We start from the raw sequence: 22,776 nt of genomic DNA on the forward strand, positions 1-22,776 counted from the left end.
ATCGCCCAAGTACGTCCAGTACGAGGCCGACTCGGGCGCACGCCCAGCCGGGCGCCCAACGCCGCGCGCTGATCCGCCAAGATCGGCCGGACAGGACCTAGTAGTGCTTTGTTACGTGCTGCGCAGGGTCTGGGCAGGTGCGCGTTTCGGCGGTTTGCTGTCGGGGTGACTCCGGACGAACTGGCAGTGTCACGTGATGAGTTGGAGGCGTTCGCGGCGGAGATCTTCGCTCCGCTGCGGCGCTCGGATCAGCAGGACAAGGGCTTGAGCTATCTGCGTGGCCTGTTACTGGACGGGCGGCGCAAGTCGATGCAGCCGATGGCCGAGCGTCTCGGGATCGACCACCAGCGCCTGCAGCAGTTCATCTCCGCCTCGACCTGGTCCTTGGACGAGGTCCGCGCCCGCATCGCCTGCCGGGCCGTGGAGGTACTGGCGCCGAAGGCCTGGGTAGTCGACGACACCGGGTTCCCGAAGGACGGCACCGCCTCGCCCGGGGTGGCCCGCCAGTACTCCGGCACCCTGGGCAAGGTCGGCAACTGCCAGGTCGGGGTGAGTGTCCACGCCGTCACCGACCAGGCGTCCTGCCCGCTCGACTGGCGGCTGTTCCTGCCCGCCGCCTGGGATGCGGACCACGCCACGGACCCGGCCGCCGCCGCCCGCACCGGGCGGCGGCGCGCCCACTGCCGCATCCCCGCCGGCGAGGGCCACCGCCCGAAATGGCGTCTGGCCGTCGAGATGCTCGACGAGCTCGCCACCCGGCAGCTCACGCCGCCGGTGGTGGTCGCGGATGCCGGCTACGGCGACAACGCCCACTTCCGCACCGCCCTGGACGAGCGCGGCCTGCGCTGGATCGTGCAGGTCAAGGGCCTGGCCACCGCGCACCCGCTGGACGCGGTCCCGCACCGGCCGCCCTACGGCGGACTCGGCCCCAGACCCAAGCCCCGCTACCGCACCCGGCCCCTCCCGCTGGCCGAGCACGTGCGGGCCGCCGGACACCCGGCGGCCCGCACGGTGACCTGGCGGCAAGGCCCCCGCGACCGACTGACCAGCGAATTCGTGGCCCTGCGGGTCCGCCTGGCCGGCCGCCGTCCGCCGCTTGAGGAGGACGGCACCCTGCCCGTGTGCTGGCTGCTGGCCCAGTGGCCGTCCCGAGCGGCCGAGCCCTCCCACTACTGGGTATCCAACCTGCCGGCCGACACTCCCGTGGAGGACCTGGTCCGCCTGGCCAAGATCCGATGGCGGATCGAGCACGACTACCGCGAGCTGAAGACCGTCCTGGGACTCGACCACTTCGAGGGCCGTTCCTGGACGGGCTGGCACCGCCACGTCACCCTCGTCACCGCCGCCCACCTCTTCGTCACCCTCACCCGGAGCCGCCCAAAAGTGCCTGCTCGGGCATGACCCTCTACCAGGCCGTCAGAGCCCTCCAACACCTCCTGGCGACCTGGAACGACACATGCCCGACCTGCCACCAACCAATACCCAGACCAAGACCAGCCCCGACCTAACAAAGCACTACTAGGCCCAGTCCGGCCGATCCAGGCGGGATGCCCGGCGTCGCGCGCCCGGCACCTCGGGTGCTGGGCGGAAGTTCCGCCCTATCCGCCCAGCACCCCGGCCGCGCGCAGGGCGGCGATCCGGGTGTCGGGGTAGCCGAGGGCGCGCAGGGCGGAGTCGGTGTGGGTGCCGAGGGCGGGCACCGGTCCCATCGGGAGCTCGACGCCCGCGAAGCCGAACGGGGGCAGCAGGGAACGGACTTCGCCGACCGGGGTGGCCACCGGGCGCCAGCGGTCGCGGGCCGCGAGCTGGGGGTGGTGCAGCAGGTCGTCGACCCCGTTGAGGCGGGCCGAGGCGATGGCGAGGGCGTCCAGGCGCCCGATCGCCTCGTCGGCGGTCAGGGTCGCCGTCCGGCCGCCCACCAGCGCGTCGACCAGCCGGCGGCGGCGCACCCGGGCGACGTTGGTGGCCCACTCGGGGTGCTCGGCGAGGTCCGGCCGGTCCAGGAAGCCGGTGGCGAGGCGGGCCCACTCGCGGTCGTTCTGGACACCGATCATGACCTCGTGGCCGTCGGCGGTCGGGTAGGCGTCGTAGGGGGCGATGGCCGGGTGGGAGAGGCCCGCGCGGCCCGGTGGGTTTCCGGTGCCCTGGGTGTGGTGGAGCTGGTGGCCCAGCCACTCGGCGGTCGCCTCGAACATCGACACCTCGATCGCGGTGCCGCGTCCGGTCCCGGCCCGGCCGACGAGCGCGGCGAGGGTCGCGGTCAGGGCGTACATCCCGGCGGCGATGTCCGAGGTGGGGACGCCGGTCTTGGCCGGTCGGTCCGGCGGGCCGGTCACCGAGACGAGCCCCGACTCGCACTGGATCAGCATGTCGTAGGCCCGCTTGTCCTGGTACGGGCCGCCGGAGCCGTAGCCGGACAGGTCGACGGTGACCAACCGGGGCTGCCGGGAACGCAGTTCGGCGGAGCCGAAGCCGAGCCGGGCCGCCGCCCCGGGGGCCAGGTTCTGCAGGAAGACGTCGGCGCCGGCCACCAGGTCGGCCAGCACGGCGCGGCCCTCGGGCGCCTTGAGGTCGACGGCGACCGACTCCTTGCCGCGGTTCAGCCAGACGAAGTGGCTGGCCAGGCCGTCGACGCTGCGGTCGTAGCCGCGCGCGAAGTCTCCGCCGTCGGGGCGCTCGATCTTCACCACCCGGGCGCCCAGATCGGCCAGGTGCCGGCTGGCCAGCGGCGCGGCCACCGCCTGCTCCAGTGCGATGACGGTGATGCCGGTCAGCGGCAGCGACATCCGTCCTCCCTCCCTCGTGGACCCCGGGGGCTTACCCACGCCCGGCGGCGTTCAGTCGACTATCCGATCATCCGACCGCCCTCCTCGGTCGAGCCCCCGTCGCCCCCGTCGCCCCCGTCGTCCCCGGGACCGTCCCGGGACCGGCCCGGGGACGACGGGGACGGCTGGGACGAGCCCCTCCGGTGCCAGGGTGTGACCTGGCGGCGCCACCGGGCGCACCGCCGTACCCTTCACCCGTTCGGGGATCACCGTGAAGCTCTCCCTGCGGACCACCGTGTCCGCCGCCTCCACCCTGGCGCTCGTCGCGTCGGGCCTGCTGTTCGCCTCGGGCACCGCCTCGGCGGCCACCTCCTGCTACGCCAGCAGCTGCACGGGCCTGGACCCGTCGACCACCATCTGCCAGAACGACGCGAAGACCGTCGACTACACGGCCCCCGACGGCGATGCGGAGCTGCGCTACAGCCCGACCTGCCGTGCCGCCTGGGCGCGGGCGATCGCGGGCGGTGGCCGCGTCCCGGCCACGATCCAGATCGAGAACACCAATCACGAGACGTTCACCGCTCTGAACACCGGTGACCACACGGTCTACACCCGGATGGTCAACGACAAGGACATCCAGGCCCGGGCCTCGTTCCACTACGCCAACAACACGCAGTACGGCTACTCGGGCTGGTACTAGCCACCGGGGCCCGGCCCGCCGCAGCGCGCGGACCGGGCCCGACCGCCACCCCGTAGCTCCGTCCCCTGCACCCCCGCCGCCCCGGGCCCAGACTGGGTGGAGAACCGCTGCCGCCCCGCGAGGGAGACGCATGCTGCTGGGACTCACCACCGCGCTGGCCGCCACCGTCTGCTTCGGCTTCGGGGCGGTCTCCCAGGCGCGCGGCGCGCGGTCGGCGCCCCGGGCGGACCGGGTGCGGGCCGGGCTGCTGGCCGCGCTGCTGCGGTCCTGGCAGTTCATCCTCGGGACGGTCCTGGACGTGCTCGGCTTCGTGCTGAGCATCGTGGCGCTGCGCAGCCTGCCGCTGTTCCTGGTCCAGGCCGTCACCAACGCCAGCCTCGCGGTCACCGCCCTGGCCGCCGTTCGGCTGCTGGGTGCGCGGCTGCGCCGGAGTGACCTCGTGGGCATCCTCGCGGTGGTCGTCGGCCTCGGTCTGCTCGCGCTCGGTTCCGGCCGGGAGGGCCGGGAGTACGCCCCGGCCGCGTTCCACTGGGCGCTGCTCGCCACCACGGCGGTGATGCTGCTGGCCACCCTGGTCCTGGTGCGCCGGGACGGCACGGCGGCCGCGGCCGGTCTGGGGCTGCTGGCGGGCGTCGGCTTCGGCATCACCAGTCTCGCGGTGCGCGTCCTGGACGCGTCCTCCCTCACCGCCGTGCTCACCGATCCGGCCGCCTACGCCCTGGCGCTCGGCGGGCTGGGCGGCTACCTGGCGTACGCCCTGGCCCTGCAGCGCGGCACGGTGACGGCGGCGACCGCCGCCGGGACGGTGGCCGAGACCTTCGGCCCGGCCCTGGTGGGGGTGGTGTCGCTGGGCGACTCCGCGCGCCCGGGGTACGCCTGGTGTGCCCTGACGGGCTTCGCGGTCGCGGTCGGCGGAACGTTCCTGCTGTCCCGCTTCGGTGAACTGGAGGGCGAATCCGCCGAGCTGGCGGCCCCGCACCGGGACGCCGAGGCCGAGCCCGCCGTGCCGCCCCGGTAGCCCGGACGGCTCTGCCGTGCGAAGGTGACGTGCCGGACAAATCGGACGGCGGAACGCCCAGGGAGCGGCAGGTGCGCGATGGCGGAGGAAGCCGCGACGGCTGACGGAGCCCAGGCCCGGCGGCAGCGGTCCGGACCGGCCGACCGGCCCGTCGCGCTGATCACCGGCGCCTCCTCGGGCATCGGCCTGGCCACCGCCACCCGGCTGGCCGACGCGGGTTGGCGGACCCTGCTCTCCGGCACCGACCGCACCCGCCTGGACGCCCTCGCCGATCGCACCGGCGGCACCGCCCTGCCGGAGGACCTGAGCAAACCGGACGGCCCGGCCCGCCTCGCCGAGGCCGCCCTGGCCGAGGCCGGCCGGGTGGACGTCCTGGTCGCCAGCGCCGGCCTCGGCTGGCGCGGCCGCTTCGCCGACACCCCCTCCGACGTCCTCGACCGGATGATCGAGGTCAACCTCGCCGCCCCGCTGCGCCTGGTCCGGCTGCTGCTGCCCGGCATGCTGGAGCGCCGCCACGGCCGGATCGTGCTGCTCGGCTCGATCGCCGGCCAGGTCGGGGTGCGCGACGAGTCCGCCTACTCGGCCACCAAGGCCGGGCTGACGATGTTCGCCGAGAGCCTCTGGTACGAGCTGCGCGGCACCGGGGTCGGCGTCCGGCTGGTGCTCCCCGGCGCCGTCGACACCCCGTTCTTCGACCGGCGCGGCACCCCCTACCAACGCGAACGCCCGCGCCCGGTCCCGGCGGAGCGGGTCGCGGACACCGTGCTGGCGACCATCACCACCGAGCGGGACCGCCTCTTCGTCCCGCACTGGCTCGGCTTCCCGGCCCGGATCCACGGGGCCGCCCCCGGTGTGTTCCGCCGGATGGCCTCCCGCTTCGGGTGAGCGCCCGCGCGGGCACGCTGCTCGCGTCGGCCGCCGCCGTCGAGTTCCTGCACCTCGCCCCGGCGGCCGTCCGCCTCCCGCCGGTGCGCCGCACCCTGGCCCGCCGCACCGCCGGGTACGGCACCGCCCCCGGCCACCTCGCCCTCACCTTCGACGACGGCCCGGACCCGCGCAGCACCCCGTACGTCCTGGAGGCCCTGGACGGACTCGGCGCCCGCGCCACCTTCTTCCTGCTCGGCTCGATGCTGGAACGCGCCCCCGCCCTCGGTCGGGAACTGGTGCTGCGCGGCCACGAGGTCGCCGTGCACGGCTGGCACCACCGGCCGCAGTGGTACCCGGCCCCGGCCCGCGACCTGCGCGAACTGCGCCGCGCCGGCGAGGCGGTGACGGACCTGTGCGGCGTCCGACCGCTCTGGTACCGCCCACCGTACGGCGTACTGACGGCCGGTCCGGCGCTGGCCGCCCGCCGGCTCGGCCTGCGCAGCGTGCTGTGGACCGCCTGGGGCCGCGACTGGACGGCCGGGGCCACCGGCGGCTCCGTCTTCGCCACCGCCCGCCCCGGCCTCACCGCCGGCGCCACCCTGCTGCTGCACGACTCCGACTGCACCTCCGCCCCCGACTCCTGGCGCGCCACGCTGGCCGCCCTCCCGCTGATCGCCGCCCACTGCCGGGCCCGCGCCCTCACCCTCGGCCCGCTGCGCGACCACGCCGTGCCGTCCGGCCCCCGCTCCGGCACGCCGCTCCCGCAGTGAGGCGCGCGCACTGGGGCTCCCGCACCGAGACGCCCGCGGTGAGGGGCCCGCACTGAGGCGCCCCGACTACCCCAGGCCCACCCGCTCCAGCGCCGCCCCGAACCCCTTCAGCCAGGCCTCCGGGGTGGCGCCGGCCGAGGGCTCCGGCTCCGGCCGGCCGAGCGCGGCGAGCGCGTTGCGGACCACCTCGTCCGGGCGGGCGCCGACCACGTCCGCGTGGCCGAGCTCCAGCTCGTGCTGGAGGTTGTCCCGGCCGTGGCCCTGGACGACGTCGAGCAGCAGCAGTCGGCGCCCGAGCGCGCGGGCCTCGCTGCAGGTGTCCCCGGAACTGGTGACGACCAGGTCGGCGGCGGCCATCAGGGCCGGGATCCGGTCGGTGTAGCCGAAGGCGTGCAGCCGCGGTTCCCGCCGGGCGGCCGCCCGCAGCCGCCGTTCCAGCTCCTGGTTGCGCCCGGCCACGGCGAGCACGTGCGGTCCGGCGGCGGCCAGCGAGGCGGCGGTGCGGGCGATCGGCCCGAGCCCCCAGGCGCCGGACATCAGCAGCACGCAGCCGGCCCCCGGCGGCACGCCGACCTCGGCGCGGGCCGCCGCCCGGCCCGGCGGGCGGTAGAACGGCCGCCGCAGCGGCGCGGGGACGACGCACACGGAGGCCTCCGGCCGGTAGCGGCGCACCGCGCAGGCGGCGACCTCGGAGGTGACCAGGAACAGGTCGGTGCCCTCCTGCACCCAGAGCCGGTGCGGGGTGACGTCCGTGCAGAACACGAAGTGCCGGAAGTCCCGCCGCGGCAGCCGGTTGACCGCCGAGCTCGCGGTGGCGAACACCGAGACCACCAGCTGCGGCCGCTGCGCCTCGACCAGCCGGCCGAGCGCCGGGACGAGCCGGCTGCGCGCCGCCGCGTCGGCGAGCAGCGCCAGCCGGGCGCCCGGGCGCAGCGCCGAGAAGTGGAAGGCGTCGTAGACCCCGGGCAGGTCGAGCAGCCGCCGGAAGACGGCCTCGCCGGCGGCGCCCGAACGCTGCCCGAGCAGGGCCATGGCGTCCACGGTGTCGGTGCTCCAGCCGCGGTCCCGCAGGGTGTCGGCGCAGGCCTGGGCCATCACGTCGTGGCCCTGGCCGAGCGAGCCGGAGACCAGCAGGGCGTGCGGCATCGGGTGGCCCGGTCAGCCGGCGGCGGGCGCCGCGGCGGTGGCCCGGTACCAGTCGGCGTAGCGGTGCACGCCGTCGGCGAAGTTGGTCCGCGGCGACCAGCCGAGCAGCCGCTTGGCCTGGGCGGAGGAGATCCGCCGCCCGGTGTAGTCGGCCTTGCGACCGTCGATGTGCTCGATGGTGACCGGGCCGAGCAGCCGGTCGACGGTGTCGGCGATGTCGCGCACCGAGACGGCGGTGGAGCCCTCCAGGGCGAAGGTCTGGTCCTCGGCGCTGGGGGAGAGGGCCCGGACGTGGGCGTCGGCGAGGTCCTCGACGTAGACGAAGTTGCGGCTCTGCAGGCCGTCCCCGGCGATGGTGATCGGCCGCCCGGCCAGGGCCGCCTGGACGAACCGGGCGACCACCAGCTCGTCGCGCATCCGGGGCCCGTACGGGATGCCGTAGCGCAGGATGGTGAAGTGCTGGCCGTACAGCTCGCGGTAGCTGTGCACGAGCATCTCGGCGGCCAGCTTGGTGGCCACGTACAGGTGCCCGCTGTGCTCCAGCTCGATCGGCACGTGCTCGTCCAACTCCTGCTCGCCACCGTCGAGTTGGTCGTCGGTGAGGGCGGCGCCGTAGACCCACACGGTGCTCGCCAGCACGGTGCGGCTCAGTCCGCTGCGCCGGGCGGCCTCCAGCACCGCCTCGGTGCCGTCGATGTTGGTCCGCACCGCCCGGACCGGGTCGGCGGAGACCTGCTCGACGTCGGCCATCGCGGCGAGGTGGTAGACCACCTCGCTGCCGGCCAGCGCCGAGGTCAGCGCCGGCAGGTCGAGGACGTCGAGCCGGGCGTGCTCGGCGTCGGGGTGGAGGTACTTGTCGGTGGTGTCCACGGCGAGGACCTCGTGGCCGGCCGCGATCAGGTGGTCCACGACGTGTGAACCGATGAACCCGCAGCCACCGGTGACGGCTATCCGCACGGTCTTGCTCCCTTCGCTTCCGCTACCCGGCCATCCGCCGGTGCACGGCCGAGACGGCCTCGATCACCAACTCGGCCTCGTCCCCGGTCATGTCGGAGTGCACCGGCAGGCAGACCTGCCGGGCGCAGACGTCCTCGGCCACCGGCAGCGGACCGCCCCGGTAGGGGGCGAACACCGGCTGGAGGTGCAGCGGCAGGTCGTACACCTCGCCGGACAGCCGCACCCCGTACTCCTCGGCCACCGTCCGCTTGAACGCGGCGCGGTCCACGCCGGGCGCCAGCAGGGCCACGTACTTGTAGTAGTTGCCGCGGCAGCCGGGCGGTTCGAGCACCGGCCGGAGCCCGTCCGGACCGGCCAGGGCCGAGTCGTAGCGGCGGGCGACGGCCCGGCGGTTCTCGATGAACTCCTTCAGCCGGCGCAGGTGCACCGCGCCGACGGCGGCGTGCAGCTCGCTCATCCGCCAGGAGTAGCCGAGCCGGACGTGGTGGTTGGCACCGAAGGAGCCCTTGCCCTGGTCGCGGTAGATCCGGGCCTCGTCGCGCAGCTCCGGCGACTCGGTGACGATCATGCCGCCCTCGCCGCTGGTGACGACCTTGGTCGGGTAGAAGGAGAAGGCCCCGGCCAGGCCGAAGGTCCCGGCGGCGCGGCCGCCCGTGCTGCTGCCGTGGGCGTGCGCGGCGTCCTCGACCAGCGGGACGCCGTGCTCGTCGCACAGCGCGCGCAGGGCGTCCACCTGCGGGGTGACGAGCCCGCCGATGTGGACGAGTACGACGGCTGCGGTATCCGGGGTGAGGGCCGCGGCCAGGGTCTCGGGGGAGAGCGCCAGGGTGGCCGGGTCGACATCGGCGAAGACCGGGCGGCCGCCCGCGTGGACCACCGCGCCGGCCGTCGCGTAGAAGGTGACGGCGGGGACGACCACGTCGCGGCCGCGGACGTCCACGGTGCGCAGGATCATCTCCAGCGCCGCCGTGCCGCTGCTCACCGCGACGGCGTGCGAGGCGCCGTGCTCGGCGGCGAAGGCCTGCTCGAAGCGCTCGGTCCACGGGCCGAGGGTCAGGGCGCCGGTGGTGAGCATCTCGGTCACCGCGTCGGCGACGGCCGCGCGGTCGTTCTCGTCGAACACGATGCGGGCGGCTGGCACGCCCATGGGGCACCTCCGGCGGCGGGCTGGGATCAGCACCGATCGGGACGGGGCGGCACGGACCGGGTCGAAACGGTCGGGCCAGAGGCCCATCACGCTACTTCGCCCGGGCGGTCGCGGCCCGTCGTCGACCCCCGCCCGGGTGACCCCCGGCTGCTCCCGCCGCAGGCCACCGGGCACGACCGGCTGCTCCCCGGGAAGGCCGCGCGCTCCGCCGTACGGGGGAGGGGCGTACTGCGTCCGCAGTACGCAAAGTGCCTGCGCAGGGACGACGACGGAGTAGGGGGCGGCGATCAAGGATGGGACACGCTGCGAGCGGACCGCCTCCGGGTGGCCGCGTCAGTACCCGTCCCCGTCCTCGCATCCGCTGTCGAAGCCCGCTTCCGAGCACCCGCTTCCGAGCACCCGCTTCCGAAACCTGAAGGAGTCCGTTCTCCCGTGGCAACGTTCCTGTACCGCCTGGGCCGATGGGCCTTCGTCCGGCGCCGGCTGGTCGCCCTGCTCTGGGTCGCCGTGCTGGCGCTCGCCGGAGTCCTGGCGGCCAAGGCGCCCGCCGCACCCGACGACGGCTTCTCGATGCCCGGCACGGAGGCGCAGAAGGCCTTCGACCTGATGAACGAGCGCTTCCCCGGCGGCCACGCCGACGGCGCCTCGGCCCGTCTGGTGTTCGTCGCGCCCTCCGGGCAGAAGATCACCGCCGGGCCGAACCAGCAGGCCGTGGAGAAGACGGTCGCCGAGCTCGCCCACGGCGAGCAGGTCACCGGCGCGGTGGACCCGTTCAAGATGCCGGGCGCCGTCTCCAAGGACGGGACGACCGCGTACGCCACGGTCAGCTACTCCGCCAAGGCGGGCGAGGTGTCCAAGGGCGCCACCGACGCGCTCCAGCAGGCCGCCCAGCACGGCCGGGACGCCGGGCTCAAGGTCGAGATCGGCGGCAACGCGCTGATGGCCAAGCCCGAGGCGGGCGGCAGCAGCGAGGCGATCGGCATGGCGCTGTCCGCCGTGGTCCTGGTGATCACCTTCGGCTCGCTGGTCGCCGCCGGCCTGCCGCTGCTCACCGCCGTGATCGGCGTCGGCCTCGGCATGTCGCTGATCACCGCGCTCGGCAGCACGCTCGGCCTCTCCTCGACCACCAGCACGCTCGCCATGATGCTCGGCCTCGCGGTCGGCATCGACTACGCGCTGTTCATCGTCTCCCGCTTCCGGGCCGAGCTGATGGAGGGCCGCACCCCGCAGGAGGCGGCCGGCCGGGCCATCGGCACCGCCGGCTCCGCGGTGGTCTTCGCCGGCCTCACCGTGGTGATCGCCCTCGCCGGGCTCTCCGTGGTCGGCATCCCGATCCTCGCCAAGATGGGCATGGCCGCCGCCGGCACGGTCGTCATCGCCGTGCTGGTCGCGCTCACCCTGGTGCCCGCGCTGCTCGGCTTCATCGGCCGCCGGGCGCTGCCCCGCAAGGTCCGCAAGGCCGAGCGCGACGACCGGGGCGACACCCCCGGCCGGTCGCGGCCGGTCGCGAAGGAGAACGGCGGCGCCCGCTGGGCCCGGTTCATCCTGCGCCGCCCGCTCGGGGTGCTGCTGCTCGGCGTGGTCGGCCTCGGCGTGCTCGCCGCCCCCGCGCTGGACCTGCGGCTCGGCCTGCCCGGCGACGAGTCCAAGCCCACCTCCACCACCCAGCGCCGCGCCTACGACCTGCTGTCCGAGGGCTTCGGCCCCGGCTTCAACGGCCCGCTGACCGTCATGGTGGACGTCAAGGGCACCAAGGACCCGAAGAGTGCCGCCGCGGAGGTCGAGAAGGACATCGCCGCCCTGCCCGGCGTGGTCACCGTGACGCCGCCGATGTTCAACAAGGCGGGGGACACCGCCCTGCTCAACGCCATCCCGGCCACCGGCCCGGCGGAGAGCGCGACCAAGGACCTGGTCCACACCATCCGCGGCCACGCGGCCGGTCTGAAGGCCTCCACCGGGGCGACCGTCCTGGTCAGCGGTACGACGGCGATGAACATCGACGTCTCGCAGAAGCTCAGCGACGCCCTGCTGCCCTACCTCGCGGTGGTCGTCGGCCTGGCCGTCCTGCTGCTGCTGGTGGTCTTCCGCTCCATCCTCGTCCCGCTCAAGGCGGCACTCGGCTTCCTGCTCTCGGTGGCCGCCGCCCTCGGCGCGGTCGTCGCGGTCTTCCAGTGGGGCTGGCTGGCCGACCTGATCGGGGTCGAGCAGACCGGTCCGGTGATGAGCATGATGCCGATCTTCATGATCGGTGTGGTCTTCGGCCTCGCCATGGACTACGAGGTGTTCCTGGTCACCCGGATCCGCGAGGGCTTCGTCCACGGCGAGGAGCCCGGTGAGGCCATCGTCACCGGCTTCCGGCACAACGCCCGGGTGGTCACCGCGGCCGCCTTCATCATGATCGCCGTCTTCGCGGGCTTCATCGGGATGAGCGAGCCGATGATCAAGATGATGGGTCTGGGCCTCGCCGCGGCCGTCGCCTTCGACGCCTTCGTGGTCCGGATGACGATCGTCCCGGCCGTCCTCGCCCTGCTCGGCCGCCGCGCCTGGTGGCTGCCGCGCTGGCTGGACCGGCTGATACCGGACGTCGACGTGGAGGGCAGCAAGCTCCACACCGTCGCCCCCGAACCGGCCCCGGCCCGGGAGTCGGTCACCGTCTAGGTCCGGACAGGTCCTAGGTCCGTTCCGGCTCGGCCCGAGCGTCCCTCGGGCCGAGCCCGGCACCGCCCCGGACCGGGCCGTCCCCTTGGACGGCCCGGTCCGGCGCCGGTCGGCTCGGACACCGGTTCGAGCCCCAACCGTTACCGTTGCTGTCGGGGGCCACCGCCCGCGCGGAGCCCCGACCCGGCGCGCCGCACCCCACCGGTGCGCGGCGCGATCCGACTGGCAGAACCCGGCGAGGGTGCGGCCAGGGCACCCCGACCCGGAGAGCAGGAGCATGAGCGACACCTGGCAGCGGCTGCGCCGCGACCACCCGCGGGTGCTCGACATCGCCGGCGGCGCGGGCCTGCTCGCGGTCACCGCCGCCGGAGCCACCGTCGACCAGACCAGCGGGCGGTTCGCCCCGGTCGACCCGGTCACCGGCGGACTCGCCCTGATCGCCGCCGTCGTCGTCTTCTTCCACCGCCGCCACCCGCGCGCCGTGGTCGTCGTCACCCTGCTCTGCACCATGATCCTCGCCGTGGTCAGCCCCCGGCTGACCCCGACGCTGGCCACCCCGCTGCTGGTCGCCCTCTACTCCCTCGCCGTCCACACCGACCGCTCCACCGCACTGCGCGCCTCGATCGTCACCGCCGTCCTGCTCACCGGGATATCGCTGGTCTTCGGCCCCAGCGGCCCGATCGGCGAACGGCTCAGCGTCCTCGCCTGGGCCCTGCTGCCCGGCGCCCTCGGCGACTCCATCCGCAACCGCCGGGCCCATCTCGCGGCCATCGAGGAGCGCGCCGAACGCGCCGAACGCACCCGCGAGGAGGAGGCCCGCCGCCGGGTCGCCGACGAACGGATCCGGATCGCCCGCGACCTCCACGACGTGGTCGCCCACCACATCGCCCTCGCCAACGCCCAGGCCGGCATCGCCGTCCACCTCATGGACAGCCACCCGGTGCAGGCCCGCGAGGTGCTCAGCCACATCACCGACGCCACCGGCTCCGCACTCCAGGAGCTGCGGGCCACCGTCGGCCTGCTACGCCGAGCCGAAGAACCCGCACCGCTCGAACCCGCCCCCGGCCTGGACCGGCTGCCCGAGCTGATCAACGCCTTCGAGCGGGCCGGCCTGCCGGTCCGCCTCACCGTCGAGGGCGAGCCCCGACCGCTGTCGCCCGGCGTCGACCTCACCGCCTTCCGGATCGTCCAGGAGTCGCTGACCAACGTCGCCAAGCACGCCCGCGGCGCCGGTGCCGAGGTCACCCTCTCCTACAGCGGCAGCCGGGTCGCGGTCAGCGTCGCCAACGGCCGCCCCGCCGCGCCGAGCCGTCCGCGTGCCGCCCTGCTGCCCCCACCCGCCCCGGGCGAGAGCGGCTTCGGCCTGATCGGCATGCGCGAGCGGGCCGGCGCCGTCGGCGGCCGCCTCGCCGCCGACCGGCGGTCCGACGGCGGCTTCCTGGTCACCGCGGAACTCCCGCTGCGCACCGGCGCCCGGGAGGACGTCGCGCCGCACGCGGAGGGCGCCGCCCGCCGCGAGGGCGCCGCCGAACCGGGCGGCCCGGCCGAGCCCGCCGCCAGGGACCGGCCCGCCCACGCCTTCTGGCGCGACTGCACCGTCCGCCCCGCCCGCCCCGCCGACTCCACCCGACCCGATCACGCCCTCCGGAAGGACGAGGACCCCGCATGACCATCCGCGTACTGCTCGCCGACGACCAGGCCCTGCTGCGCGGCGCCTTCCGGATGCTGATCGACGCCGAGGAGGACATGGAGGTGGTCGGCGAGGCCGCCGACGGCCGGGAGGCGGTGGAGCTCGCCCGGGCCACCAAGCCCGACATCGTGCTGATGGACATCCGGATGCCCGGCGCCGACGGCCTCGGCGCCACCGCCGAGATCTGCGCGGACGAGGAGCTCTCGGGCACCCGGGTGCTCATCCTCACCACCTTCGAGATCGACGACTACGTGGCCCAGGCGCTGCGCGCGGGCGCCGGGGGCTTCCTCGGCAAGGGCGCCGACCCGAAGGAGCTGCTCGCCGCCGTGCGCACCGTCGCGGCCGGCGACGCCCTGCTCTCGCCCGCCGCCACCCGGGCCGTGATCGAGCAGTTCCTCGCCCAGCCCGACCCGGCCGCCACCGCGCCGGCCGAACGGCTCGCCGTCCTCACCGCCCGGGAGCGCGAGGTGATGTCGATGGCCGCCACCGGCCTCACCAACGAGGAGATCGCCGAGCGGATGTTCGTCAGCCCGTTCACCGTCCGGACCCATGTGCACCGGGCGATGTCCAAGCTGGACGCCAGGGACCGGGCCCAACTCGTCGCGATCGCCTACCAGTCCGGGCTGGTCCCGCCCGGCCGACCGTCCTGACGGCCGGCCTCCTCGCCGCGCCGCGATCCGCCGCAGTCGTCGCGGTTGTCGCGTTAGCGGACTGAGGCGGCGTCAGAACGTCCTCCCGGCAACCCTTCAAGATCCGGCGGTGGTCGGAAACCGACTCCGAACGGGTGTATCAGCGAGTAGTCTGCCGATGACTCAGAATGAGGAGGGTGTTCGTGGAAACCAAGGACGCGGCCGGCGAGGTGCGGGTTCTCCAGCCGTTGCCCGAGCGCACGGACGACGGATCGCAGGCCTTCGAGCTGCGGCTCGCGCGGCTGCTCCGGGTGCTGGACGTCGAGGTCGCACCGGGGGCGAACTACCCGAGCGCGGCCCGTTGGGAGGTCCACAAGGCGCTCGCCGGGCGGTCCGAGCTGCCCGAGGAGTACTTCGAGCCGTTGCTGGAGGCGGCGGTCCACGACCCCAACCCGAGCTTCAACCGCCGTTTCGTCGAGCCCGCGTTGATCGCCTTCGGCCAGCGCCGGGTCCGCCTCGCCCTGCTGGGATACCTCCAGGCCGGCACCGACCCCGAGCGCGCCGGTGCCGCCCGGGCCTGGTACTGGACGGCGCTGACGGTCGGCGGCGGCCGGACCGCGACCGCCGGCGAGGGCGCCTCCGTCCGCGACAGCTGGAACGAGGCCGCGCTGCGGGAGTTCGTCGGCAACGAGGACCTGGACGTCCGCCGCTGCATCCTGCCCGGCCTGCCCCTGGTGGCACGGGCCTACCCGGCCGAGCTGCACGCCCTGGTCGAGACGGCGGTCACCATCGCCCGGTCGCACCCCGACGAGTACATCCGCCACCGCGCCGAGATCCAGACCGGCCTCTGACCCCCGCCCCCATCCGCTCCGGGTGCGCGCGCCGAGGCGCCCACCCGGAGCGGGCCCTCAGCCGGTCTTGACGGTGATGTCGCCGATGTCCGTGCCCAGGTCGAGCTTGAACTTGCCGTTCGGGTCGTTCTGGACGCCGATGTGCTTCTCGCCGATGTCGGTGCCGGCGCTGACGTGGTACGAGCCGGTCGGGACGGTGACGTGGATCTCGCCGTTGGAGGTGGTGGCCTTGATGTCCTGGGCCTTGCCGGGGGTGAGGTTGATCCCGCCGTTGTCGGTCTTGGCCTGGACCCGGTCGCCCTTGAGCGAAGTGCCCTTGATCTCACCGTTGTTGGTGCGCACGTCGACCGAACCGGCGGCCTGGTCGACGGAGATGTCCCCGGCGTCGGTGTGCACCGAGACCTCGCCGACCTGGGTGAGGTGGATCCCGCCGGCGGAGGTGCCGCCGCTGATCGGCAGTCCGGCCGGGAGCTCGACGGTGTAGTCCACGGAGCAGTTGTGCCCGCAGCCGCCGAGCACCAGCACCCCGCCGTCGACCCGGGTGGTCCCCCCGGGCTTCCCGCTGTGGTAGGTGATCTTCCGGTGGACGGAGACCTTGTCGGCGCCGGACTTGCCGGTGACGGTGATGTCCCCGGCGGAGTTGTCGAGTTTGACCGCGGTGACCCTGTCCGGGACGGTCGCGTCGTCACTGAGCGACGTCCCGACCGGATCGCAGGCGGTGAGCACCCCGGCGGCGAGCGTGGCGAGTCCGGCGGCCGCGACGGCCCCGGCGAGGCGGCGGTTGGTGTGGCGGCGGTGGTGGAGCATGGTGGTGGTTCCCCCCAAGTCATGCGCGATCGTCGCGTGTTGACCCCGTCTGACCGCCCCCGGTCCGGAGCCGTCCCGACGACAGTAGCCGGGGGCACCGGCCCGGGTCGGTGGTAAAAACCCCCCAATCCGAGCTCCGGCCAGCACCACCCCCGACCCGGTCGCCGTGCCCCCGCCGTCAGGGCTTGCGCCCGACCGCGCCGTACATGCTGACCCGCTCCGCCCCCGGGGCGGGCGCCGCCTCGGGCCGCCAGAGCGGCACGGTGACCACCCCGGGATCGAGCAGCTCCAGGCCGTCGAAGAACGCCCCCACCTGCTCCCGGCTCCGGCCGACCAGCGGCGCGGTGGCCCGGTCGTAGATGCCGGTGACCCGGTCCCGCACGGCGGCGGGGATGAAGTCGGCCGTGCCGTGGGAGAGCACCAGGTGGCTGCCGGAGGGCAGCGCCGCCAGCAGGGTGGCCACCGCCCGGTACGGCTCGTCCTCCTCGCGCAGGAAGTGCAGCACGGCCGCGAGCACCAGGCCGACCGGCCGGGAGAAGTCGAGCACCCCCTCGGCCCGGACGGCTTCCAGGACCGCCTTCGGTTCCCGCAGGTCGGCGTGGAGGACGCTGGTGCGCCCGGCGCCCGCCCCGGCCATCAGGGCGCGGGCGTGACTGAGCACGATCGGGTCGTTGTCGACGTAGACGACCCGGGCGGCCCGGTCGACGTTCTGGGCGATCTCGTGGGTGTTGCCGACGGTGGGGATGCCGGTGCCGATGTCGAGGAACTGGTCGACGCCCAGCCCGGCGACGCAGCGCACCGCGCGGGTGAGGAAGCCGCGGTTGGCCCGGGCGGTGGACCGGAACTCGGGATTGGCCGCGAGCGCCTTCTCGGCGGCGGCCCGGTCGGCGGGAAAGTTGTCCTTCCCGCCCAGGTAGTAGTCGTACATCCGGGCCGGGTGGGGGATCTCCGGCCGGAGGTCGGCCGCGATCTCCGGGGTGCCGGACTCCCACATGCTCTCGTATCCCACGGTTGCCGCCCCTCTGGCCGTTCCGGCCGGGTGCGGTCCCCGGACGGGCTGTTCCCGAATCTTGGCGGACAGCCTAAAGCCCAGGTCAGCGCCCTGGTGGTGGATGGTCGGCTCACCCCCGTATGTCCCTTTCGTGGTGCCCCGGCGCCCGTCCCGGCGCAGGATGGGAACTCCGGGGGCCGGAAAGGCCGGCGGCAGTGTGCGACACGGGAGGTCCGGGCCATGGGAATCGCTGTGGCAGACATCCGCGAGTGGCGGGGCCAGGACGTGGTCGACGAGAAGGGCAAGCGGATCGGCTCGCTGGAGTCGGTCTACGTCGAGACGGCCACCGACGAGCCGTTCTTCGCCACCGTCACGATCGGCGTGATCGCCAAGCGCCGGCTGGTCTTCGTCCCGTTGGAGGGCGCGGTGGTCGGTCCGGCCTACCTGCGGGTGGCGTACCCGCGGAGCAAGGTCAAGGACGCCCCGGCGATCGGTACGGACGACATCCTGCCGGCCGCCGACGAGCCCGAGGTCTTCGCCTACTACGAGCTGCCGTACGCGACCGGCGCCGGGGGCGAACGCCGGCTGGCCCGCCGCTGACCATAGCCGCGCCCGACCCCCGAGCCGACCCCCGAGCCGCCCGCCGGGGGGATCCCCGAGTCGATCTTGCTGCAGCCGGGAATGAATACCCCGCCGGGTACACTTGTCCATCGACAGTCGATGGGAAAGGGGCCCGGACATGCAGGTGGACGAGGAGTCGGTCGGCGCGGTCCTGAACCGACTGCGTCGGGCCCAGGGCCAGTTGGCCGGGGTGATCGCGATGATCGAGGCGGGCCGGGACTGCAAGGACGTGGTCACCCAGCTCGCCGCCGTCTCGCGCGCGCTGGACCGGGCCGGGTTCAAGATCGTCGCGAGCGGGATGCGCCAGTGCATGGCCGCCGCCGACGAGGACGCCGCGCCGATGAGCGAGGCCGAGCTGGAGAAGCTCTTCCTCGCGCTGGCCTGAGCATCGGCCGACATCGGCCGGTATGGGCAGATATCGGCCGACAGCCCCGGAGGGCCGTGACGGATCGTCCGTCACGGCCCTTCCTGCTGCCCGCCGAACCGTTCCGCCACGGAGTTCCCGAATCGCCCGATGCTCCGTCATGCGCCGTTCACGTTCCGGTCGCTGGCCTTCGGGTGAATGAGCCCGCCCACAGTTGTACAGCCAACTGTGCGGCGATCACCCTCCCAGCCTCCGTGACCAGCCGCGCGCGGCCCCGGTACCCGTCCCCCGGCGGACCGGGCCCTCGGCGGCGGACAGGACAACCGTGGCCGCAGGCAGCGCCCTGACCCCGACCTCATCCGGCAGCCCCGTCGAAGGCGACCGGCTCACCTTCCACTGGACCACCGACGCCCCCGACGCCAAGAACTGGGTCGGCATCTACGACGGCAGCCGCCAGCCCGGCACCGGCTCCTCGCTGCTCTGGAAGTACGTCCCCGGCACCTCCGGCGACGTCCAGCTGGACACCTCCGCGCTGACCGGCGGCCCGTACACCGCCTACCTGCTCGCCAAGGACGGCTACGGCATCCTCGCGCAGACCGGGCCGTTCAGCTTCCGGCCCAAGCCGGCCGTGGTCCCCCCGCACGCGGCCGTCGACTCCTTCACCGCCACCCCGGTCGCCCCCGGTGAGGCCGTGCGGATCAAGCTCGGCGGCCTGTGGTCCCGCCCGGCGGGCAACGCCGCCGGCTCGGCGGGCTACCGCAAGCTCGGTGGCGCGGCCTGGGCCTCGGTCGCCGCCGACGGCACCCTCACCGGCACCGCGCCCGCCACCGCCGGACGCAACCCCGAGCTGGTCGTGGTCGGCGTCAAGGACAGCACGGGCGCCACCGACACCGTCACCGTGCTGGTCCCGGTGGTGGACCGGTCCGCCGCGCCCCGGCTCAAGGCCGCCAGCTGGAACCTGCACAACGCCGGCTCCGGCTACACCGACGCGCTGGAGAAGCAGCTGCGCGTCGTCCTCGCCCAGGGCCTGGACGTGCTCGCGCTGCAGGAGACGGCCGGTGAGCGGGCGAAGACCCTGGCCGACGCCCTCGGCTGGTACGCCCACCAGAGCCCCGGCAGTGTCGGCATCCTCAGCCGCTACCCGCTCACCGAGCTCACCCCGGCCACCGCCGAGCTGCCCGCCGTCGCCGCCACCCTCCAGCTGCCCGGCGGCCGCACCGTCCGGTTCTGGGCCGCCCACCTGGACGAGGCCGGCTACGGCCCGTACGCCGTCCAGGACGGCGGCACCGCCGCCCAGGTGCTGGCCGCCGAGAACGCCTCGGTCCGGCTCAAGCAGGCCAAGGCGCTGGCCGCCGTGGTGCGCGCGGACCTCGCCCGGCGGATCCCGGTGGTGGTCGCCGGGGCGCTCTCCTCGCCCTCCCACCTGGACTGGACGGCCGCCACCGCCGCCGCCCACCAGGGCGTCGGCCCGCTCGCCTGGCCGGTCACCACCACGCTGCAGGCCGCCGGACTGACCGACGCCTTCCGCGAGGAGAACCGCGACCCGGCCAAGGCCCCGGGCGCCACCTGGTCGCCCACCCGCAAGCGGCGCGGCGACCGCCCCGAGCCGCAGGACCGGATCGACGCCGTCCAGTACGCCGGGGCGCTGAAGCTGGTGGAGGCGCACACCCTGGTCGCCGACTGGCCCCAGCCGGAGCCGAACACCGCCGCCAACGAGTGGCCCTCCGACACCGCCGCCGCCGTCGCCACCTTCCAGCTCTGAGAGGCCAGTTCGTGATGCCCGAGCTCTCCCGCCGCACCTTCGTCGGCGCCTCCGCGGCCGTCGGCGCCACCGCCCTGACCGGCCTGTCCGCCACCCGGGCCGACGCCGCCCCCGCCGCCGACCCCGACCGCGGCCTCACCGGCACCCTCAAGGACGTCAAGCACGTCGTCGTCCTGATGCAGGAGAACCGCAGCTTCGACCACTACTTCGGCACCCTGAGCGGTGTGCGCGGCTTCGGTGACAAGCAGGCGCTCCAATTCCCGGACGGCGGCGACGTGTTCCGCCAGCCGGACAGCCGCCGCAGCGACGGCGGGGCGATGCTGCCGTACCGGATGGACACCTCCAAGTACAACGCGCAGAACGCCGGCGGCCTGGCCCACGACTGGGCGACCGGCCACCAGGCGATCAACAACGGCGCGATGAACAAGTGGATCGCCGCCAAGGGCGAGCGCACCATGGGGTACTTCACCCGGGACGACATCCCCTTCCAGTACGCCCTGGCCGACGCCTTCACCCTCTGCGACGCCTACTTCACCTCGCTGGCCGGCCCCACCGACCCCAACCGGCTCTACCTGTGGACCGGCACCTCCGGCCCCGGCCGCGACGGCACCACCGGCCCCTGGATCGACAACACCCCGGTCACCGACAACCCCGTCGCCGACTGGACCACCTACGCCGAGCGCCTCCAGGCGGCGGGCGTCAGCTGGCGGGTCTACCACAACCCCAGCAAGGACGACCGCACCGGCGACTACGACGACAACGCGCTCTCCTACTTCAAGCAGTTCCACAACTTCCCGCACGACGACCCGCGGTACATCAACGCGATGACCAAGTTCGACCCCACCGACTTCGACCGCCACTGCAAGGACGGCACCCTGCCGACCGTCTCCTGGCTGGTCGCGCCCTACCTGTTCTCCGAACACCCGGACGCCGGCCCGGCCTACGGCGCCCACTGGGTCAACCAGGCGCTGCAGTCGCTGATGTCCAACCCGGACGTCTGGCGGCACACCGTCTTCCTGGTGATGTACGACGAGAACGACGGCTACTTCGACCACATGGTCCCGCCCACCCCCGAGCCCGGCACCCCCGAGGAGTTCACCCACGGGCGCGCGATCGGCCTCGGCAACCGCGTCCCGCTCTGGGTGGCCTCCCCGTGGTCGCGCGGCGGATGGGTCAACTCCCAGGTGTTCGACCACACTTCGGTGCTGCGCTTCATGGAGCTGGTCACCGGCGTGGCCGAGCCCAACATCTCCGCCTGGCGCCGGGCCGTCTGCGGCGACCTCACCAGCTGCTTCGACTTCGCCGCCCCGGACCCCTCGATCCCGAAGCTGCCCGACACCAACGCCCTGATGGCGAAGGCCGACGCGGGCACCAAGCTGCCCGGCGTCGCCCTCCCGGCGACCGGTGCCCAGGCGATGCCGGTCCAGGAGCGCGGCGACCGCCCGCACCGCCCGCTGCCGTACCAGCCGTGGGCCGACGTCGCGGTGGACCGGAAGACCGGCAAGGTCACCTGCACCATGAGCAACGACGGCTCGGTGGCCTTCCCCTACACCGTCTACCCGAACATCCTGCTGCCGTTCGCGGGCACCCCGTACACCGTCGCCCCCGGCGCCACCGCCGACCACGTCTGGGACGCCGCCGCCACCGACGGGCGCTACGACTTCACCGTGCACGGCCCGGACGGCTTCGTGCGCCGCTTCGCCGGGACGGTGGTCCGGGACGGGCAGGACGGCCAGAACGACATCGGTGTGCCGATCGTCACCGCCGACCTGCACGGCAGCCTGAAGCTCACCCTCCAGGTGGCCAACGACGGGATGACCGACGTGGCCTTCACCGCCGCGCCCAACGACTTCGCGGGCAGCGCGCAGACCGTCTGGGTCAAGCCCGGCAAGCAGGTCGACCTCTCCTGGCCGCTGGACAAGCAGGGCCGCTACGACGTGGTCGTCACCGCCCACACCGGGCAGCGCTTCGTGCAGCGCTACGCGGGCTGGGTGCACTGAGCCGTGGCCACGGACGGGGGCGCCGATCCGGTGACCCCCGGCCGTGGCTCGGCCGCGCTGTCGGACCCCGCCGCTACCGTCGGGCCCATGCAGCAGATCACCCCCTTCCTCTGGTACGACACCGAGGCCGAGACGGCCGCCACCCTCTACACCTCGCTGTTCCCCGACTCCCGGATCACCAGGGTCACCCGCTACGGCGAAGGCGCCCCGGTGCCGGCCGGCACGGTGATGACGGTCGAGTTCGAACTCGCCGGCCGGGCCTACACCGCGCTCAACGGCGGCCCGATGTTCTCCTTCACCGAGGCGTTCTCGCTCCAGGTCACCTGCGAGGACCAGCAGGAGGTCGACCGCCTCTGGACGGCGCTCACCGCCGACGGCGGCCAGCCGGGCCCGTGCGGCTGGCTCAAGGACCGCTTCGGCCTCTCCTGGCAGATCGTCCCGCAGGTCCTGCTCGACCTGGTCGGCGGCGAGGACCGGGCCAAGGCCGAGCGCGCGACGGCGGCCATGATGCAGATGCAGAAGATCGAGATCCAGGCGCTGCTCGACGCGGCGGGGGGCTGAGCCCGTGACCGCCTTCACCCACCGCGGCACCGTCTACCTGCGCGCCACCCCGGAACGGGTCTGGCACGCGCTCACCAACGCCGACGAGTCCGGCCTCTACTGGGGCCACCGCAACGTCTCCACCTGGCTGCCCGGCGCCTCCTGGGAGCACCAGCGCACCGACGACTCCGGGATCGCCGACGTGATCGGCAGCGTCGAGGTGGCCGACCGCCCGCACCGGCTGGTCACGACCTGGGCCGGACCGCAGGAGCAGCGCGGCGGCTGGCCCTCCCGGGTCACCTTCGAGCTGCGGGGCTGGCAGGACCTCACCCGGCTCACCGTCACCCACGAGGACCTGCCGGACGAGGCCGCCCGGGTGGACGCCGAACAGGGCTGGTCGGCGGTGCTGTCCAACCTCAAGACCTACCTGGAGACCGGCCACCCGCTGCCGCAGCAGCCCTGGCTGATGCCCTGAGCGGTCCCGCGTGGAACC

General features: G+C 74.1%; 21 protein-coding genes. 15 read left to right on the top strand and 6 right to left on the bottom strand.

The window, feature by feature from the left end; all coding sequences use genetic code 11:
* The first annotated feature begins 165 nt into the window (after positions 1 to 165).
* Positions 166 to 1,401 (top strand): IS701 family transposase, encoded by a 1,236-nt coding sequence (locus ABTZ03_RS32690; RefSeq protein WP_350516764.1) that lies wholly within the window; start codon positions 166 to 168, stop codon positions 1,399 to 1,401.
* Positions 1,402 to 1,598: 197 nt separating this feature from the next.
* On the opposite strand, the gene ABTZ03_RS32695 is transcribed toward ABTZ03_RS32690, so the two are convergent.
* Positions 1,599 to 2,786: a CaiB/BaiF CoA transferase family protein gene (locus ABTZ03_RS32695; RefSeq protein ID WP_350516765.1), complete on the bottom strand. Its 1,188-nt coding sequence runs from the start codon at positions 2,784 to 2,786 to the stop codon at positions 1,599 to 1,601.
* A 250-nt stretch (positions 2,787 to 3,036) separates the two neighbouring features.
* Between ABTZ03_RS32695 and ABTZ03_RS32700 the strand changes: the two genes are divergently transcribed.
* From ABTZ03_RS32700 to ABTZ03_RS32715, 4 genes are all read left to right on the top strand, one after another.
* Positions 3,037 to 3,465 carry a DUF2690 domain-containing protein gene (locus ABTZ03_RS32700; protein ID WP_350516766.1) on the top strand — a complete coding sequence of 143 codons (429 nt, stop codon included), beginning with the start codon at positions 3,037 to 3,039 and terminating at the stop codon, positions 3,463 to 3,465.
* 130 nt (positions 3,466 to 3,595) lie between these two features.
* The gene (locus tag ABTZ03_RS32705; RefSeq protein ID WP_350516767.1) at positions 3,596 to 4,483 is read left to right on the top strand and encodes a hypothetical protein; all 888 of its coding nucleotides are present in this window, start codon (positions 3,596 to 3,598) and stop codon (positions 4,481 to 4,483) included.
* Positions 4,484 to 4,561: 78 nt separating this feature from the next.
* Positions 4,562 to 5,368, top strand: coding sequence for an SDR family NAD(P)-dependent oxidoreductase (locus ABTZ03_RS32710; protein WP_350516768.1), 807 nt, complete (start codon positions 4,562 to 4,564; stop codon positions 5,366 to 5,368).
* Positions 5,365 to 6,120, top strand: a complete 756-nt coding sequence (locus tag ABTZ03_RS32715; protein ID WP_350516769.1) for a polysaccharide deacetylase family protein — start codon at positions 5,365 to 5,367, stop codon at positions 6,118 to 6,120. The genes ABTZ03_RS32710 and ABTZ03_RS32715 overlap by 4 nt, the downstream gene beginning before the upstream one ends.
* 66 nt (positions 6,121 to 6,186) lie before the next feature.
* Here ABTZ03_RS32715 and ABTZ03_RS32720 read toward each other — a convergent pair whose 3' ends face one another.
* From ABTZ03_RS32720 to ABTZ03_RS32730, 3 genes are read right to left on the bottom strand one after another with little or no spacing between them, the layout of a single operon-like run.
* The gene (locus ABTZ03_RS32720) at positions 6,187 to 7,266 is read right to left on the bottom strand and encodes a glycosyltransferase family protein (protein ID WP_350516770.1); all 1,080 of its coding nucleotides are present in this window, start codon (positions 7,264 to 7,266) and stop codon (positions 6,187 to 6,189) included.
* Between the two features lie 12 nt (positions 7,267 to 7,278).
* On the bottom strand, positions 7,279 to 8,223 hold the full coding sequence (locus tag ABTZ03_RS32725) for an NAD-dependent epimerase/dehydratase family protein (protein ID WP_350516771.1): 945 nt from the start codon (positions 8,221 to 8,223) through the stop codon (positions 7,279 to 7,281).
* A 22-nt stretch (positions 8,224 to 8,245) separates the two neighbouring features.
* Positions 8,246 to 9,370, bottom strand: coding sequence for a DegT/DnrJ/EryC1/StrS family aminotransferase (locus ABTZ03_RS32730; protein ID WP_350516772.1), 1,125 nt, complete (start codon positions 9,368 to 9,370; stop codon positions 8,246 to 8,248).
* Between the two features lie 432 nt (positions 9,371 to 9,802).
* Between ABTZ03_RS32730 and ABTZ03_RS32735 the strand changes: the two genes are divergently transcribed.
* From ABTZ03_RS32735 to ABTZ03_RS32750, 4 genes are all read left to right on the top strand, one after another.
* Positions 9,803 to 12,028, top strand: coding sequence for an MMPL family transporter (locus ABTZ03_RS32735; RefSeq protein ID WP_350516773.1), 2,226 nt, complete (start codon positions 9,803 to 9,805; stop codon positions 12,026 to 12,028).
* A 277-nt stretch (positions 12,029 to 12,305) separates the two neighbouring features.
* A complete protein-coding gene (locus ABTZ03_RS32740; protein ID WP_350516774.1) occupies positions 12,306 to 13,697 on the top strand; it encodes a sensor histidine kinase in 1,392 nt (463 codons plus the stop codon).
* Positions 13,694 to 14,368 carry a response regulator transcription factor gene (locus ABTZ03_RS32745; protein WP_350516775.1) on the top strand — a complete coding sequence of 225 codons (675 nt, stop codon included), beginning with the start codon at positions 13,694 to 13,696 and terminating at the stop codon, positions 14,366 to 14,368. Before ABTZ03_RS32740 ends, ABTZ03_RS32745 begins: the two co-directional genes overlap by 4 nt.
* A 182-nt stretch (positions 14,369 to 14,550) precedes the next feature.
* The gene (locus ABTZ03_RS32750; RefSeq protein WP_350516776.1) at positions 14,551 to 15,198 is read left to right on the top strand and encodes a hypothetical protein; all 648 of its coding nucleotides are present in this window, start codon (positions 14,551 to 14,553) and stop codon (positions 15,196 to 15,198) included.
* A 57-nt stretch (positions 15,199 to 15,255) separates the two neighbouring features.
* On the opposite strand, the gene ABTZ03_RS32755 is transcribed toward ABTZ03_RS32750, so the two are convergent.
* Both ABTZ03_RS32755 and ABTZ03_RS32760 read right to left on the bottom strand, forming a co-directional pair.
* Complete coding sequence (locus tag ABTZ03_RS32755) at positions 15,256 to 16,005, bottom strand: DUF4097 family beta strand repeat-containing protein (RefSeq protein WP_350516777.1); 750 nt, start codon at positions 16,003 to 16,005, stop codon at positions 15,256 to 15,258.
* Positions 16,006 to 16,183: 178 nt separating this feature from the next.
* Complete coding sequence (locus ABTZ03_RS32760) at positions 16,184 to 16,999, bottom strand: SAM-dependent methyltransferase (RefSeq protein ID WP_502894657.1); 816 nt, start codon at positions 16,997 to 16,999, stop codon at positions 16,184 to 16,186.
* A gap of 237 nt (positions 17,000 to 17,236) precedes the next feature.
* On the opposite strand from ABTZ03_RS32760, the gene ABTZ03_RS32765 reads away from it, so the two are divergent.
* The 6 genes from ABTZ03_RS32765 to ABTZ03_RS32790 all read left to right on the top strand — a co-directional run bounded on the left by ABTZ03_RS32765 (position 17,237) and on the right by ABTZ03_RS32790 (position 22,758).
* Positions 17,237 to 17,596, top strand: coding sequence for a PRC-barrel domain-containing protein (locus ABTZ03_RS32765; RefSeq protein WP_350516779.1), 360 nt, complete (start codon positions 17,237 to 17,239; stop codon positions 17,594 to 17,596).
* A gap of 139 nt (positions 17,597 to 17,735) precedes the next feature.
* A complete protein-coding gene (locus ABTZ03_RS32770) occupies positions 17,736 to 18,002 on the top strand; it encodes a metal-sensitive transcriptional regulator (protein ID WP_280680590.1) in 267 nt (88 codons plus the stop codon).
* 304 nt (positions 18,003 to 18,306) lie between these two features.
* A complete protein-coding gene (locus tag ABTZ03_RS32775; protein WP_350516780.1) occupies positions 18,307 to 19,743 on the top strand; it encodes an endonuclease/exonuclease/phosphatase family protein in 1,437 nt (478 codons plus the stop codon).
* Positions 19,744 to 19,757: 14 nt separating this feature from the next.
* Positions 19,758 to 21,743: a phosphocholine-specific phospholipase C gene (locus tag ABTZ03_RS32780; protein WP_350516781.1), complete on the top strand. Its 1,986-nt coding sequence runs from the start codon at positions 19,758 to 19,760 to the stop codon at positions 21,741 to 21,743.
* An 87-nt stretch (positions 21,744 to 21,830) separates the two neighbouring features.
* A complete protein-coding gene (locus ABTZ03_RS32785) occupies positions 21,831 to 22,304 on the top strand; it encodes a VOC family protein (protein WP_350516782.1) in 474 nt (157 codons plus the stop codon).
* Positions 22,305 to 22,308: 4 nt separating this feature from the next.
* Positions 22,309 to 22,758 (top strand): SRPBCC domain-containing protein, encoded by a 450-nt coding sequence (locus tag ABTZ03_RS32790; RefSeq protein ID WP_350516783.1) that lies wholly within the window; start codon positions 22,309 to 22,311, stop codon positions 22,756 to 22,758.
* The last annotated feature ends 18 nt before the right edge of the window (positions 22,759 to 22,776 follow it).

The organism is Kitasatospora sp. NPDC096077, from assembly GCF_040303245.1.
GTDB lineage: Bacteria > Actinomycetota > Actinomycetes > Streptomycetales > Streptomycetaceae > Kitasatospora.